This window comes from Hyphobacterium sp. (assembly GCF_965228115.1).
Classification (GTDB): domain Bacteria; phylum Pseudomonadota; class Alphaproteobacteria; order Caulobacterales; family Maricaulaceae; genus Hyphobacterium.
In genome coordinates this window covers 2,113,222-2,126,938 of sequence record NZ_OZ245794.1, presented here as the reverse complement: position 1 = coordinate 2,126,938, position 13,717 = coordinate 2,113,222, and the positions used below count along the sequence as shown (strand labels likewise).

Below are 13,717 nucleotides of genomic sequence, written 5' to 3'. Positions count from 1 at the left end.
ACCGGCGAGATGAAACCTGTCTGAACGCCGGCCGGATATCTATTCACGACTGATGGACAGCGCTAACGACGACGTTACCACGCCATTAGAATTTTCGTGAACACCGTGAGCTTCCGCCGACGTCACACCAGCGCTACGGGTTAACGAGATCGTCCATTGAGACCACGACCTCCCTTACGATACGCCCTTCGAGGTCCCGTATCTGCAAGCTCACGGAACGCGCCACCCAGTTCACATCCATGACGCCGTAATTCACGGGCGCGTACATTTCGCCGATGCGATAGGGGCCCGCTTCATTGTTTTCATCACGGAAAGAGCGGTTCAAAGAGGAGGAAGTAATCTCAAAAAGCGGATAGCCGATCACGTCTTCGCGAACATAAAGACCCGAGGAATGACGATCGCCTGACACGATGATCACGTGTTCGGCACCGGATTCGCCGATCACATCGTAAAATCGCTGGCGTTCAATCGGCAAAGTCCGCCACGCTTCCCAGCCATGACCATCGGCATGCACCTGAATGGAGCTGATAATGATCCTTAGATCCGCGGGTTCCTGCAATTGCGCTTCAAACCACGCCCATTGGGCTTCGCCCAGCATGTTCTGGTCCGGATCTTCCGACGGGATGTAACGCTCCATACCTTCCCATCCCCGATTGGGAGTCTGGGTCAACTCGGTGCGGAAATAGCGGGTATCGAGCATGATGATCTGCGTTCGCTGGCCCTCCGGGCCATAAATCGCGGCATCATAAATGCCTTCTCGTGTCCGGCGGATGTCGTTCGCTGGCGCCCCCCAGAAATCGAGGAAGAGCGATTCCGCGTACTCCTTATATGGAAACAACCGGCCCAGATCATTCATGCCGAAATCATGATCATCCCAGGTCGCCAGCAAGGGGGTGGATTCGCGCAAGGCGGTGAAATGCGGATCGTCCGCGAGGATTTGATATTGCTCGCGCAACTCCCACAGCGTGGCATCCCAGGACCAGGCATCACCATAGACGTTATCGCCGGTATAAATGAACACATCCGGCTCATCTGCAGCGACGCGGCTCATGATCTCCATGCCCGGCTCTGCCGGGTCATGGCAGGACCCGAAAGCGATGCGGGTGAGCGGCTGGCCGGAATCCAGCGGCAGGATCGGCCCGGCGACCGGGCTTTCATAATCCAGATTGGCATAATAAGGCCGAAGCGCTTCCTGCACGGTTTCCGGCGCCCAGGCAGCCGACGGGTCCGGCTGTTCCGCCTCCGGTCCTGGAACCATGTATTGCGGCGTTGCACACGCCGTTGCCAGAAATGCCAAACCTATAATCGCGCGCATGCCGCCCTCCCCTGTGTTGGGATCAGGCGTACACAAGGATTGTGAAACTGGGAAGACGGGCGCGGCGTTTAGCGCGGTCTAGTCGCGCGGCACATAGGCCTGATATCGCGACACACCCCGGTTGAACCGGACGCGTTGCGCCGCCGCTGCTACAGGGGCCTCAGCTGGGCATTGTTCAGCATTGACGAGCGCCTGCCGGCTGTCTTGGGCTGTAAAAGCCCCGCGCGAGACGCAAAGCCGGGCTTCGCGGGTGAAGGCTTCCGTGTCCTGTCCTGCCCGCCGGCTCACAAACCAGACTTCGCCATTCATGGGGAAGCCGCGATAGACGATCTGGCACAGGCGCGGCGGGATGGTTTCCCAACCCGTGCTTTCAAACCCGCCAAACTCCACGCCAGCGCCGATTGCGATTTCTGCGGCCACCGGCCAGGCATTGCAAACCTCAAGACTGCGAACCGGGACGGCCAGCCCGTCCGGCCCTTCCTGCGTCTGCTGGCACAGGGCGGCCTCCTCGCCTTCGAAATCCTCGCAGGAAAAGCGCACCCTGGCGCGGTCCCATCCGGCTTGAAAAGGCTCCAGCGCAACGCGCTCGAAGCCTGTCAGCCGTTCGTTGTCAGAACAATCGCCCAGCCGGGCCTGTTCAAAAAAAGATTGCGCCGGCGTGCAAAAGGCCTGTTCAGGTTCGTCTGTGGCCGGCCAGCGCCATTCGCCAGACACCGCGCCGATCCAGACGTCTTCGCCTACAACATCTCCAAGACCGCCTTCCAGGCATTCTCCGGCTGGGATCTGGAACCAACCGCGTATCATGTAGCGGTCAGCTGGCGTATCGCGAAAGGCCGCAGCCACGCCGATCCCGAAGGGGGCGTCATTGCAGGCCTGGAGGAGCACCGGGCCAGGCGCTTGTGCCGCCACCCGGGGGGCCGCAATAAAAACAAGTGCAAGCAGAAGAAAAACACGCATGGGGCGAGTGTAACGGGGCCGGGGAGAACTGCCCAGCCCTTTTGCCACGCGTCAGGATTACCCACCGAAAAACATTTGCCACATCAACCGGCCGGGCATGAATGCAAACAGTCCCGGCACGATCAGAGCACCAATGAAAAGCGAGAAGACAGCATTGCGATGTTTGGCGGTTTCCATCTTCCGGGCATTGGAAATCACACCGAACAGCCCCATCAGGGTGAGCGGCACGAAAATATGGATGAAGCTGAAATTCCCATTATTGGCTTCGCGGATGAAGACCGCGGTAAACGCCGTAACCAGCATCAGGATTGCCCAGCTATAGCCCAGCGTGCGGTGTGGAACGGTGCCTTTCGGGGCGAACAACTGGACCAAACCAATCGCCACGGCGGACAGGGCCGCGCCCGCATGCACCTGGATCAACAGGGGCGCGCGCGCAAAAGCGCCGAAATCCGGACGGAAACCCGACGCCATGGACCCGAACGCGTTGCCCATGGCTGAGAGATATTCACCTTCCAGTGCGCCCCCCTGGATAAGGGCAAACCCGACGACCAGAACAAAAATTCCGATTCCGTAAGCAAAGTGGCGGACAATATTCATGGCTAAAACTCCTGCATGGCTGCGATGAGCCGGTCATGACAGGGCCGCGCCGGGTGGTGTAGCGGTACTTCGCAAAGAGGCTGTTTTGGCTCGCGAATGGCGCTAGGCTGCCGTTCGCGATACGTGAGCGGTGGAGGGATTTTCGTGCCAGGCTGGGTAAATCAGCTGTTCGACCGGGCCGGTGGCCCGCTTTTCCTTTTGGGGGTCGGTACGTTTCTGGCCTTTCTTGGACCGTATAATACGTCGGGCCTGGGCTGGCCCTGGGTCTGGTTGTACTGGACCGGACTTTTGATTCTGGGCGGCATGACCGGAAATCTGACCGCCGCAGTGTTTAATCGCTTTTTCCCGAATTTGCCGGTCTGGACCTCCTATTCGCTCATCGCCGTCATCATCTCCATTCCCGTAACGGCCGCGGTTATCGGAATCCAGGCAGCCCTTGGCCCGATGCCGCCTCCCGGCGCCTGGCCCGTCATTTTCTTTTTTGTGCTGCTGATATCCGGCGCCGTAACAGCGCTGACCTATATGCTCGACCGGCCGGATTCAGAGGCAACCGAGCCTGTTGCGGGCCGCGCGCTGACCGACAAGCTGCCTGTCCGCCTGCGCACGGCGGAAATTCTCGCCCTCGAATCCGAAGATCACTATTTGCGGGTTCACACCAGCCGTGGAGATGATCTGATTCTGATGCGTTTAAGCGATGCCATGGCGGCGCTCGAGGGGCTGGATGGTATGCAAACCCACCGCTCCTGGTGGGTGGCGCGAGCGGCGATCGCAGACGCCGAGAAATCCGGCGGGCGGGCCGAGCTGACCCTCAGCAATGGCATCAAAGCGCCGGTCAGCCGCAGCTTTTATCCGCGCTGGCGGGAAAAGGGCTGGATCTAGAGGCCTGTCACCTCTGGCGCGCCAGCCAGTCGGCTTTGGTCTGACCCCATTGATCCGCCATGACTCCGAAACCCGCGACTTCAACCGGCTTGCCAAGATTCCGGGATCCGATTTTCCGCGCCACGCCTTGCGAGCCCCGATTGTTTTCATCAATCAGGTGAATCACCGAGTCCCAGGCCAGATCCTCGAACACAAAAGCCAGGCAACGCTCCGCAGCCTCTGAGGCAATCCCCTTGCCCCAAGCCTCTCGCTTGACGGTCCAGCCGATTTCTTCCTGCGGCCAGCCATAGGGGTACCATGGACCGACGCGGCCCAACCATTCGCCCGTGGTTTTGTCTTCGACCGAGAAAAACCCGTAGCCGCGGATCGCCCAATGCCCGATAATGCCGGCCAGCCCGCGCCAGACATGAGGCGATGTCTGGACGCCACCAATAAACTCAGCCGTTTGCTCATCCGCCATTACCGGGATGAGATGTTCAATGTCGGCCTCGACCGGCACCCGAAGAATCAGACGCTCGGTTTCCAGTCTTGGTCCAAAGCTTGAGATATCCACCGCCATTACGCCCTCCCGTCGCAATCGGGCGCCGGGCATACGCCCGGTCGCTGCATCTCGCAAGCAATAAACCGTATAGCGGCGATGATTGGCGTGAAAATTGCGCTTAAAGCCGGTTGATGAAGTTTGGAGCGGCCTGTCCGAATAATGGAAACGCAAAACCGTCCCACAATAATACGCCTCATCGTCTATTGGATGATGGCGGCCGGTATGACGGGCCTCGTGTCAGGCCTGGCCTTCGCCACAGGCGTGGTGGAATGGGTATATGACGAGTTGGAAACGCCCTTTTTCCTGCCGCCACTCATGATTCTAACCTGGCTGTGGATTGCCAAGACCATGATCATGGCGCTGGCGCTTTGGACCGTCGACCGGTTCGGAACAGGCCTTTCCCGCTGGATCGCCATGATCGGTATTACGCTCCTATTCCTGGCCTCGGCGGGATGGCTGACCGGATTTGTTATCTTGCGTGATGTTTCCGTCGGGTTCTACGCCATCCTTGTCAGCTTCATCCTGACCGTTTTGACAATGTTGGTGGTCGGCCGGGCCAACAAGGCAGCGGGGGTCATGATGTGGCCCGTTTTTGGGTGGACCACATTCATGCTCGTCGTTTCATTCGAGTTGATGCGGTTAAACACCGGCCTGCAGCTCGCCGGGCTCTAGCCCTCGGACAGAGACATCAGGACATCTGCCACTGAAATGCGTTCCGCATAGCCGCGCATCTCTCCATAGCCGGGCTCGTGCCAGTATTTGGCCGTGATGATGCCATCGGTATTGATCACGAAGGTGATCGGATACGGCACGCCATACGCGTAGTGTTCCGGATCGGTATAGTTCGGATCCCGAATATCAAAGGCATCAACCAGCGCTGATTGCGGATCAGAGAGCAGCGGCAGGGAGACGCGCCGGCGCTCGGCGAAGGCCGCCAGCTCGTCCACCTCATCATAGGTGATCACCGCAACGCCATAGCCGCGCTCGTCGAAATAGCGCGCAAACGTGTCGATCTCCATCGTCTGAACCTGACAAAACGGGCACCAATCCACCGAGCGGTTGAAATAGATCACCGTGCCTCTTTCCCCGGCGAGGTCTGCCAGGGTGACCGTTTCGCCCGCGGCGTTCGTCAGGGAAATGTCCGGAGCGGCAGAACCGACCTCCAGACCGAACTGCGCGGCGGCTTCGGTAGCCGCTTCAACCGCTTCGGCATTAACGGTATCGGTCTCTTCTGCGTCGCCGGCACAGGCCATCAGGCCCAGCGCAATGACAGGCGTAATCAGACGTAACATGTAAAGCCCCTTCCAACTGGCTGGCCGGGGAGATGGCGCAAGCCGCGCGAGGCTTCAAGGGGTCTCGCGCGATTCTGACGGTGATGTTATCCGGCGTTATCCCCTCGCAAGACTAGGCGAGGCTGGAATCGAGACCCTTGCACGCTTCCAGCAGCTCTTTGACCGCATCGACGCTGACCTGAAGATTGGTTTTCTCTTCTGCAGAAAGCTCGATCTCGACAACCTCTTCCGTGCCGCCTGCCCCGATGACGGTTGGTACGCCGACATAAAGCCCGTCGAGGCCATACTTGCCCTCAACATAAGAGGCGCACGGCAGGATGCGTTTCTGGTCGCCCAGATAGGCTTCGGCCATGGAGATCGCGCTGGTCGCCGGGGCATAATAGGCCGAGCCATTGCCCAGAAGGCCGACAATCTCGCCCCCGCCCTTACGAGTGCGATCGACGATTTCATCCAGACGGCTTTCCGGCACACCTTTGATCTTGGCCATATCGGCCACCGGGATGCCGTTGATGGTGGAATAGGACAGGACCGGCACCATGGTGTCGCCATGACCGCCCAGCACGAAGGCGTTGACGTCCTTGACCGAAACATCGAATTCCCAGGCCAAGAAGGTGGCGAAGCGGGCGCTATCCAGCACGCCGGCCATGCCGACCACCTTGTTGTGCGGCAGGCCGGAAAACTCGCGCAGCGCCCAGACCATGGCGTCCAGCGGGTTGGTGATGCAGATGACGAAGGCGTCCGGGCAGTTGTTCTTGATGCCCTCACCCACTGCTTTCATAACTTTCAGATTGATGCCCAGAAGATCATCGCGGCTCATGCCCGGCTTGCGCGGCACACCCGCGGTGACGATCACGACATCGGCGCCTGCGATATCGGCATAATCATTCGAGCCGGTGATTTTCGCGTCAAAGCCTTCAATCGGACCACATTGGGAGAGATCCAACGCCTTGCCCTGCGGCATGCCTTCGGCAATGTCGAACAGGACGATATCGCCTATTTCTTTCTTGGCAGCGAGGTGGGCCAGCGTGCCCCCGATCATTCCAGAACCAATGAGGGCAATTTTTTTGCGGGCCATGGGGCGCTCCTTCGCAAGTGCGGAAAATTTGCGGTTTGTGTAACGCCGGGCAGGAAACAGGGCAAGCGACAGACCTGCGCAATTGCGTTAGACTTCTGGCGAAGGAGGCCAGACGATGAGATGGATAATCGGATTAGCCGCCGGGCTTGTTTTGACAGGAGCCGCAGCGGCAGACGATCCAGACGTCGCGGAACGCCGGGCCTGGATGGAGGAACAGGGATCACTGGCCTGGATTGAAGGCCATTGGCGCCGTGAAAGCGAGGGCCGGGTGTCGGAAGAAATCTGGACCAATGGCGAGGGCGGCCTCTATCTGGGTGTGAACCGTTCAATCCGGGACGGGCAGGCACGCGCATTTGAGTATATGCGCATCGTGAACACGGATGAGGGAATGCAATACTGCGCCCAGCCGGGAGGCGGTGAAGCGGTGTGTTTCCGTTATTGGGGCGGAGAGGCCGGATTCAATATGGAGACACGCGAGCCCTTCACCGGGCAGGCGGTGTTCGTCAATCCGGACCATGATTTTCCACAACGGATCGTCTATGCGCGCGATGGAAATGAATTGGCCGCGATCATCAGCGATATGGACGGCGAAAACGCCATCACCTTCCGCTGGACGCGGGTTGAGAATTGAGGCCGTTTTATCCCAGCTCGTGCTGGCCAATCAGGGCACATGTCATATCAGGGGAATCCGCTCGCCTCAGAAGCCCCGTTCCGCGATTAAAGTGAAGCGTCTGAATCCACTCACCTGATGAACCGGGTGACATTCTAAGTGTGAAAACTTGCGCGGTTTCTGGTGTGACTTCACACCGGTTTGCGCCAAGGAGACCGGTGTCTTCGCCAGGAACCGTGCACCGGAAGCTCGATATGCTTCCCGTTGCTCTCAGTTCAATGCTCGAAGTCTGGCTTTCGATTATCTCAATCGTATGATTGTCGCGGTCGTTGCACGCGTATTGAGACAGGGTGGCCGCGCTCGAACCATCGTTACACGCCGCGACGAGCCCGGACGCCACGGCAATCATGGGCAAGTTGAACAGGCGGCTCTGCATCTAGCGCTTCATCGCGATCAGCAGGCCATCGCCGATCGCCGTGAAAGCGTTGTGAACACGGGCATCGGCATTGATGGTTGAGGCGATATCACGCAAGGCGGCCGTGTCGGCATCGGCGGCGACCTTGTCATCGTCCGTGACCGAGCCATTCCACAACACATTGTCAAACAACATCACCCCGCCGGGGCGAAGCAGTGTCAGGCCGGAGGTGTAGTAATCCGGATAACCGGTCTTATCGGCATCAATGAACATCATGTCGACGCGTTCCGAATAGCCATCATTGATGAGGCCGATCAGGCTCTGGCGCGCATCGCCGATAACAGGATGGATCACATCGGCAACGCCGCCTTCCTTCCAGTAATTCTCGGCAATGCCGATAAAATCATGCGAGACATCACAGGCCATCAGACGCGCTTGCGGGCCATGCAGCTCTTTCAGGGTTTCTGCCGTCGCCAGCGCGGAATAACCGGTAAACACCCCCACCTCGACGGCCGTTTTGGCGTTCAGCATGCGGGCGATCATTTTCATGAAAGCGCCCTGTTCCGGGCTGACCTGCATGACCGCATCTTCGCGCGCATCCGTCTCCGTGCGGCAGCGCTTCAGGGCCGGGGACTCGTCCGGATTGGCGTTGCGGATGTAATCAGTCAGCGTGGCATCAAGGCCGATGGAACGGGACATCTTTTCTCCTCTTCCCCCTCACCCTGAGGGCTGACGCCCTCTTCCCTCTCCCTCGAGGGAGAGGGAGGGACCCGGCGCTGAATTGCGATAGCATTTCAGCGTTGGGAGGGTGAGGGGGTATCTTCAGTGGCCATCGCGTCTTCATGGGCGGCAGCGAGATAATCTTCCGTCCGCATTTCCATCAGGCGCGAGGCCGTGCGTTCAAATTCAAATGCGCCATCGCCAGCCGGGTAAAGCTGGTCCGGTTCGGCGGCAGCGCTCATTACAAGTTTGGTCTTCGCCTCGTAAAGCGCATCAATCAAGGTCACAAAGCGTTTGGCTTCATTACGCTTATCGACGGACAATTGCGGCACGCCCTCAATCAACAGTGTATGAAAGCGCGAGGCCAGCGCCAGATAATCGGCCGGGCCCAGCGGACGGGCGCATAATTCCTCGAAGGTAAATCGCGCCACGCCGGACGCTTCGCGCGGCACCTGCACCTGCCGGCCTTGCACCGTGACCCAGCAGGATTGCGGGGTTGCGCCTTGCGTCAGACGTTGCCACGCCGCGTCCAGCGCGACGCCAGCCGTTTCGCCCAACGGGGTGTAATAAACCGGCGCGGCCGTCAGCTGACGCAGCCGGTGATCTTCACCCGCGCCGATTTCCATGACCTCCAGCTGGTCTTTCAACATGTCGATGAAGGGCTCGAAGAGCTGCCGGTTGATGCCATTCTTGTAAAGATCATCCGGCACCCGGTTGGACGTGGCGAAGACCACGACGCCGATTTTGAACAGGTGTTCGAACAGTCGACCCAGCAACATGGCATCGGCAATATCGGTGACCTGAAACTCGTCAAAACATAGCAAGCGTGCCTGGCTGGCAATCGCTTTCGCCGTCGGCGGAATCGGGTCGGCCTGACCCTTCTTGTTATGGGTCCGCTTGCGCCATTCGCCGATGCGGGCGTGGGTTTCCTGCATGAATTCATGAAAATGCACGCGCCGCCTGGCCTTCACCGGGGCGTTTTCGAAAAACAGATCCATCAGCATGGATTTGCCGCGGCCGACCCCGCCCCAGAGATACAAGCCCTTGGGCGGTTTGGTCTTGTGCCGGACCCAGCCATCCTTGATGCGCCAACCGGCGAGTTTTTCGTGCAGATCGGTCAGCGCTTCGGCCGCAGAAACCTGCGCAGGGTCGCGGTTGAGCTGACCCGCTTCAATCCGCCGGTTCAGCGCCTCGATCGGTGTCATAAGCTTAAAATCGCAGCCGCGCCCAACAGGCCAAAGGCGATGAGGGCGGCGATTATTAGAAAGACCGGGCGTTTGATCTCACGCATGAAGGCGTCTTGGCAGTGGAGCATCCGAATGACAAGACTTGCGGTAAGTTGAGCAGGGCGAAAAGAATGCGGCGCAGCCGGTACATAAAACACAGAGCATTGAGAGCAGACCGACGACTGAATGCTGCTGAGTTGAGAAGGCGCGAACGTCAGGCTGATGCAATGCGTGCGCTTGAGGCCGCAGATGTTGGCTTTGGTTTGCACGCCGCCGCATTTTTGATGAACGAAGGCATCAGCAGGCGTGTCGTTCAGTGGATCGCTCGATTGCCTGCCCCCAATCCATTTTTTGATCCACCACGGCGAGTTTTTCATGGACTCGCGATTTGCCTGGCAATGGGCCTCTACTTCCTACTCTTCGGAGTAACCCTCCTGGGGTTGGACCGACGAATGCTGGAAATTTGCCCGGAAAACGCTGGGCTATTTTCGGTAACGGGTGTGTTAGGAACATTCACCATAATGGGCGCCGCTCTTGGCGGCCTATGGATGTTGATGATTCCAAAGGATTTCTATGTCCTGCAAGGCGCGAAGCGAATACGCGAAATCGCCAACTCTAACGACGCCAACCGGCAAGCCAGATGGACGCAGGTTTTTAATAACAACTCGCCTGAAACCGCGCGCGCGTGGTTGATAGCAGTGGGCGAACGCGACAACTCTTACGGGATTGCCGTGATGATCGCCGCAATGGCGGCAGCATTTGTGTTGCTCAGCATATCAGTAATGATCTGCCGGTAACCGACCTAGCGCCGTATCGACACCAACACCGCACGGAACGCGTCCGGCAGGGGTTTGGGGCGGCGCGTTTCAGCGTCCACATAGACATGAACAAAAAATGCTTCGGCGGCAGCGGTATCAGCTCCCTTTGCAAAGGCACCGACCTCGTAACGAACTGATGAGTTGCCGATATGGGCGACACGCAGGCCGACATCGACATTTTCCGGATAAGCCAGCGAGGCGAAATACTTGCAGCCGGATTCCACCACGAGGCCGATCTGATCACTGGTTTCCGGGTCGAGCACGCCCGCTTCGATCAGATGCCGGTTCACCACCGTATCCAGCAGCTCGTAGTAAACGACATTGTTCAGATGGCCGTAGACATCATTGTCCTGCCAGCGGGTCGCGATCTCGAAAAAGACCGGATAATCGGCGCGATTGGCAAGGCCGTCACTCATACAATTTCCTCGTAGAGTTTGACGATGTCGTCATAGGTCAGCTCGCGCGGATTGTTCGGCAGGAGCCGGTCGTTCGCGGCGACATCCTCGGCCATGCGCGGAATATCATTATGCGAGATGCCCAGCTGGGAGAGGCGCGTTTCGATGCCGGTCGCATCAGCGATGCGCTCCATCTCAGTGATCAGGCCGGACGAGCTTGCCTCCAGCCCCATATGTGCGGCCATCTCGGAATAGAGATGTTCAGCAGCAGCCGCATTGAATTTCAGAACCGGTGGCAGCACGACCGAATTGGAGAGCCCATGCGGGACATGGAAAATCCCGCCCAGCGGATAGGCCATGGCATGAACCGCACCTACGGGAGAATTGGAAAACGCCTGGCCAGCCAGCATGGCGCCCAGCAACATATCGCCGCGCGCTTCGAGATTTCCGGGATCCTCGCAGGCGGTCAGGATAGCGCCTTGCAATTTTTTCAAGGCCGCCAGCGCCAGCGAATCGGAGATCGGGTTTTTCGAGCGCTTGTTGGTGAAGGCTTCGATGGCATGCACCATGGCATCAATTCCGGTTGCCGCCGTAGCATGGCGCGGCAGGCCCAGCGTCAGCTCCGGATCCAGGATCGCCATATCCGCATAAAGCGGCCCGGCGGCAATACCGCGCTTGGACGTTGCCCCGGTGGTCAGTACAGCCACATTGGTAACTTCCGAACCGGTGCCCGCCGTGGTCGGGATCATGATGGACGGCAGGCCGGTCACGCGCACCTGTTCGACGCCATACATTTCAGACAAAGGTTGATCGCCCCCCGCCAGCAGACCGACGACCTTGGCGGTATCCATGGGAGACCCGCCGCCAAAGGCAATGATGGCTTCAGCGCCGAAGGCGCGCGCTTTCTCCGCGGCATCAAGCACGACCGCTTCGGGCGGGTCCGCGACGACCTCGTCGAAAACAAACACCTCAAAGCCGTCGGCTTCCAGCGCGGCGAGCGCGTCATCGATCAGCCCGGCTCCGCGCACGCCCTTGTCAGTGACAAAGAAGAGGCGTTTTGCGCCCTTCAGAACCGGGGCGGCAAGGCTGGAAAGGCGCTTGGAGGCACCGGGCTCAAAGATAATGTGCGGAACCGTGCGGAAGGAAAAGTTGTGCATGGCGGGGAAGAGTAATCAGAGGGCACCGGCTGGCAAGCCTCAACCCCTCACCCGAATGCTTATCGCTTCGTGAACGCGCATTCTTCCCTCTCCCCTTTGAAAGGGGAGGGGGAGAGAAAGTCGGTCATGTTAATGGACGGCTTTCAAGGGTGAGGGGTTGGGCCCCTATTGCATTGTCGGGATCACAAAGGCCTGATCGCCGATATCGCCGGTGGGCCAGCGCTGTGTGACGGTTTTGATCTTGGTGAAGAAGCGCACGCCTTCAGTGCCGTACTGATTGGTATCGGTGAAGGCCGAGCGCTTCCAGCCGCCGAAGGAGTGATAGGCCACCGGCACCGGGATGGGCACATTGATGCCGACCATGCCCACCTGGACCTTGGAGGCAAATTCGCGCGCCGCCAGACCATTGCGGGTAAAGATCGCCACGCCATTTCCGTATTGGTGATTGGAGGGCAGGGCGGCCGCATCTTCCAGATTATCCGCGCGCACGACCTGCAGGACCGGTCCGAAGATTTCCTCGTCATAGGACTTCATGCCGGGTTTGACATTATCAAACAGGGTCGGACCGATGAAGAAGCCGTTTTCATGCCCTTGCAGGGAAAAGCCGCGGCCATCCAGCAGCATGTCGGCGCCTTCTTCCGCGCCCAGGCCGATATAGCGCTCGACATTGGCTTTGTGTGCGGCAGAGACGACCGGGCCGTAATGGGCCTCCGGATCGGTGGAGACACCCACACGCAGTTTCTGCGCTTCTTCCTTCATGCGCCCGACAAATTCCTCGGCAGTGTCGCGGCCCACCGGAACGGCGACCGGAAGCGCCATGCAACGCTCGCCAGCTGAGCCATAAGCGGCACCCAGGAAGTCATTGACCACCTGATCCATGTCGGCATCCGGCATGATGATGCCGTGGTTCTTGGCTCCGCCCATGGCCTGGAAACGCTTGCCCTGCTCGGTGCAGGTGCGCGCGATGTAATGGGCAATGTCAGACGAGCCGACAAAGGAAACGGCCTTGATGTCCTCATGGGTCAACAAGGCATCGACGGCCTGCTTGTCGCCATGCACGACTTGCAGAACGCCTTCCGGCAGGCCCGCTTCCATCCACAATTCCGCCAGACGGACCGGCACGGACGGATCTTTTTCGGACGGTTTCAGGACCAGCGCATTGCCAGTCGACAGCGCCATGCCCATGAACCACATCGGGATCATGGCCGGGAAGTTGAACGGGGAAATGCCCGCCACCACGCCCAGCGGCTGGCGCATGGAATAAACGTCAATGCCGGTGCCAGCGCTTTCGGTGTATTCGCCCTTCAACAGGTGCGGCACGCCGCAGGCAAATTCGATGACTTCCAGACCGCGAATAATGTCGCCCTTGGCATCGGCAATGACCTTGCCATGCTCTGAGGAGAGAAGCTCGGCCAGCGACTCCATCTCGTCTTCAACCAGCGTCTTGTATTTCATCAGAATACGGGCGCGGCGCTGCGGGTTCATGGCGGCCCAATCCCGCTGGCCCTTCTTGGCGCCTTCGATGGCGCGGGCGACTTCGGCCTCATCGGCAAACTGGACGCGCGCCTGAACCTCACCCGTATTCGGGTTGAACACATCGCCGAACTTGCCCGTCCCGCCGGTAAAGCTCTTGCCATCAATAAAATGATTGATCTCGCGCATCACATAACTCCCTCGCCATCCAAGAGGCGTTGATCTCTTGGCCGCTCATATCGCGCGG

Annotated in this window: 16 protein-coding genes; 4 read left to right on the top strand and 12 right to left on the bottom strand. The window is 59.2% G+C overall.

What is annotated here, in order from left to right; translation table 11 throughout:
- Positions 1 to 133 precede the first annotated feature (133 nt).
- The 3 genes from ACO079_RS11000 to ACO079_RS10990 all read right to left on the bottom strand — a co-directional run bounded on the left by ACO079_RS11000 (position 134) and on the right by ACO079_RS10990 (position 2,869).
- Positions 134 to 1,315 (bottom strand): alkaline phosphatase D family protein, encoded by a 1,182-nt coding sequence (locus tag ACO079_RS11000; RefSeq protein WP_421789999.1) that lies wholly within the window; start codon positions 1,313 to 1,315, stop codon positions 134 to 136.
- Positions 1,316 to 1,393: 78 nt separating this feature from the next.
- Positions 1,394 to 2,272, bottom strand: coding sequence for a DUF1036 domain-containing protein (locus tag ACO079_RS10995; protein WP_421789998.1), 879 nt, complete (start codon positions 2,270 to 2,272; stop codon positions 1,394 to 1,396).
- A 57-nt stretch (positions 2,273 to 2,329) separates the two neighbouring features.
- Positions 2,330 to 2,869, bottom strand: coding sequence for a DUF2306 domain-containing protein (locus ACO079_RS10990; protein WP_421789997.1), 540 nt, complete (start codon positions 2,867 to 2,869; stop codon positions 2,330 to 2,332).
- A gap of 144 nt (positions 2,870 to 3,013) precedes the next feature.
- Here ACO079_RS10990 and ACO079_RS10985 point away from each other — a divergent pair, with 144 nt between their 5' ends.
- Positions 3,014 to 3,748 (top strand): LytTR family DNA-binding domain-containing protein, encoded by a 735-nt coding sequence (locus tag ACO079_RS10985; RefSeq protein ID WP_421789995.1) that lies wholly within the window; start codon positions 3,014 to 3,016, stop codon positions 3,746 to 3,748.
- Between the two features lie 7 nt (positions 3,749 to 3,755).
- Here ACO079_RS10985 and ACO079_RS10980 read toward each other — a convergent pair whose 3' ends face one another.
- A complete protein-coding gene (locus ACO079_RS10980; protein WP_421789994.1) occupies positions 3,756 to 4,307 on the bottom strand; it encodes a GNAT family N-acetyltransferase in 552 nt (183 codons plus the stop codon).
- A 141-nt stretch (positions 4,308 to 4,448) separates the two neighbouring features.
- Between ACO079_RS10980 and ACO079_RS10975 the strand changes: the two genes are divergently transcribed.
- The gene (locus ACO079_RS10975) at positions 4,449 to 4,961 is read left to right on the top strand and encodes a TspO/MBR family protein (RefSeq protein WP_421789992.1); all 513 of its coding nucleotides are present in this window, start codon (positions 4,449 to 4,451) and stop codon (positions 4,959 to 4,961) included.
- Here the strand turns inward: ACO079_RS10975 and ACO079_RS10970 are convergent.
- Together ACO079_RS10970 and mdh are read right to left on the bottom strand one after the other, a co-directional pair.
- On the bottom strand, positions 4,958 to 5,581 hold the full coding sequence (locus tag ACO079_RS10970; protein ID WP_421789990.1) for a peroxiredoxin family protein: 624 nt from the start codon (positions 5,579 to 5,581) through the stop codon (positions 4,958 to 4,960). The two genes, ACO079_RS10975 and ACO079_RS10970, sit on opposite strands and share 4 nt — an antisense overlap.
- Positions 5,582 to 5,693: 112 nt before the next feature.
- Positions 5,694 to 6,656: a malate dehydrogenase gene (gene mdh / locus ACO079_RS10965; RefSeq protein ID WP_421789988.1), complete on the bottom strand. Its 963-nt coding sequence runs from the start codon at positions 6,654 to 6,656 to the stop codon at positions 5,694 to 5,696.
- 115 nt (positions 6,657 to 6,771) lie between these two features.
- On the opposite strand from mdh, the gene ACO079_RS10960 reads away from it, so the two are divergent.
- Positions 6,772 to 7,287 carry a DUF6265 family protein gene (locus ACO079_RS10960; RefSeq protein WP_421789986.1) on the top strand — a complete coding sequence of 172 codons (516 nt, stop codon included), beginning with the start codon at positions 6,772 to 6,774 and terminating at the stop codon, positions 7,285 to 7,287.
- A gap of 415 nt (positions 7,288 to 7,702) precedes the next feature.
- Here the strand turns inward: ACO079_RS10960 and ACO079_RS10955 are convergent, their stop codons facing one another.
- The 3 genes from ACO079_RS10955 to ACO079_RS10945 all read right to left on the bottom strand — a co-directional run bounded on the left by ACO079_RS10955 (position 7,703) and on the right by ACO079_RS10945 (position 10,004).
- Complete coding sequence (locus ACO079_RS10955; protein WP_421789985.1) at positions 7,703 to 8,380, bottom strand: O-methyltransferase; 678 nt, start codon at positions 8,378 to 8,380, stop codon at positions 7,703 to 7,705.
- A gap of 95 nt (positions 8,381 to 8,475) precedes the next feature.
- Positions 8,476 to 9,606 (bottom strand): cell division protein ZapE, encoded by a 1,131-nt coding sequence (zapE, locus tag ACO079_RS10950; RefSeq protein ID WP_421789983.1) that lies wholly within the window; start codon positions 9,604 to 9,606, stop codon positions 8,476 to 8,478.
- On the bottom strand, positions 9,603 to 10,004 hold the full coding sequence (locus ACO079_RS10945; protein WP_421789981.1) for a hypothetical protein: 402 nt from the start codon (positions 10,002 to 10,004) through the stop codon (positions 9,603 to 9,605). The genes zapE and ACO079_RS10945 overlap by 4 nt, the downstream gene beginning before the upstream one ends.
- A 75-nt stretch (positions 10,005 to 10,079) precedes the next feature.
- On the opposite strand from ACO079_RS10945, the gene ACO079_RS10940 reads away from it, so the two are divergent.
- Positions 10,080 to 10,424, top strand: coding sequence for a hypothetical protein (locus ACO079_RS10940; protein ID WP_421789979.1), 345 nt, complete (start codon positions 10,080 to 10,082; stop codon positions 10,422 to 10,424).
- A gap of 5 nt (positions 10,425 to 10,429) precedes the next feature.
- Here the strand turns inward: ACO079_RS10940 and ACO079_RS10935 are convergent, their stop codons facing one another.
- The 3 genes from ACO079_RS10935 to ACO079_RS10925 all read right to left on the bottom strand — a co-directional run bounded on the left by ACO079_RS10935 (position 10,430) and on the right by ACO079_RS10925 (position 13,659).
- The gene (locus tag ACO079_RS10935; protein ID WP_421789977.1) at positions 10,430 to 10,861 is read right to left on the bottom strand and encodes an acyl-CoA thioesterase; all 432 of its coding nucleotides are present in this window, start codon (positions 10,859 to 10,861) and stop codon (positions 10,430 to 10,432) included.
- On the bottom strand, positions 10,858 to 11,997 hold the full coding sequence (locus tag ACO079_RS10930) for an iron-containing alcohol dehydrogenase (protein ID WP_421789975.1): 1,140 nt from the start codon (positions 11,995 to 11,997) through the stop codon (positions 10,858 to 10,860). Before ACO079_RS10930 ends, ACO079_RS10935 begins: the two co-directional genes overlap by 4 nt.
- Positions 11,998 to 12,162: 165 nt before the next feature.
- The gene (locus ACO079_RS10925) at positions 12,163 to 13,659 is read right to left on the bottom strand and encodes a CoA-acylating methylmalonate-semialdehyde dehydrogenase (RefSeq protein WP_421789973.1); all 1,497 of its coding nucleotides are present in this window, start codon (positions 13,657 to 13,659) and stop codon (positions 12,163 to 12,165) included.
- Between the last annotated feature and the right edge of the window lie 58 nt (positions 13,660 to 13,717).

Coding starts and splice junctions, on each gene's coding strand:
- ACO079_RS11000 (WP_421789999.1), bottom strand. CDS start 1,315: ATGCGCGCGATTATAGGTTTGGCATTTCTGGCAACGGCGTGTGCAACG.
- ACO079_RS10995 (WP_421789998.1), bottom strand. CDS start 2,272: ATGCGTGTTTTTCTTCTGCTTGCACTTGTTTTTATTGCGGCCCCCCGG.
- ACO079_RS10990 (WP_421789997.1), bottom strand. CDS start 2,869: ATGAATATTGTCCGCCACTTTGCTTACGGAATCGGAATTTTTGTTCTG.
- ACO079_RS10980 (WP_421789994.1), bottom strand. CDS start 4,307: ATGGCGGTGGATATCTCAAGCTTTGGACCAAGACTGGAAACCGAGCGT.
- ACO079_RS10975 (WP_421789992.1), top strand. CDS start 4,449: ATGGAAACGCAAAACCGTCCCACAATAATACGCCTCATCGTCTATTGG.
- ACO079_RS10970 (WP_421789990.1), bottom strand. CDS start 5,581: ATGTTACGTCTGATTACGCCTGTCATTGCGCTGGGCCTGATGGCCTGT.
- mdh (WP_421789988.1), bottom strand. CDS start 6,656: ATGGCCCGCAAAAAAATTGCCCTCATTGGTTCTGGAATGATCGGGGGC.
- ACO079_RS10960 (WP_421789986.1), top strand. CDS start 6,772: ATGAGATGGATAATCGGATTAGCCGCCGGGCTTGTTTTGACAGGAGCC.
- ACO079_RS10955 (WP_421789985.1), bottom strand. CDS start 8,380: ATGTCCCGTTCCATCGGCCTTGATGCCACGCTGACTGATTACATCCGC.
- zapE (WP_421789983.1), bottom strand. CDS start 9,606: ATGACACCGATCGAGGCGCTGAACCGGCGGATTGAAGCGGGTCAGCTC.
- ACO079_RS10945 (WP_421789981.1), bottom strand. CDS start 10,004: ATGAAAAACTCGCCGTGGTGGATCAAAAAATGGATTGGGGGCAGGCAA.
- ACO079_RS10940 (WP_421789979.1), top strand. CDS start 10,080: ATGCTGGAAATTTGCCCGGAAAACGCTGGGCTATTTTCGGTAACGGGT.
- ACO079_RS10935 (WP_421789977.1), bottom strand. CDS start 10,861: ATGAGTGACGGCCTTGCCAATCGCGCCGATTATCCGGTCTTTTTCGAG.
- ACO079_RS10930 (WP_421789975.1), bottom strand. CDS start 11,997: ATGCACAACTTTTCCTTCCGCACGGTTCCGCACATTATCTTTGAGCCC.
- ACO079_RS10925 (WP_421789973.1), bottom strand. CDS start 13,659: ATGCGCGAGATCAATCATTTTATTGATGGCAAGAGCTTTACCGGCGGG.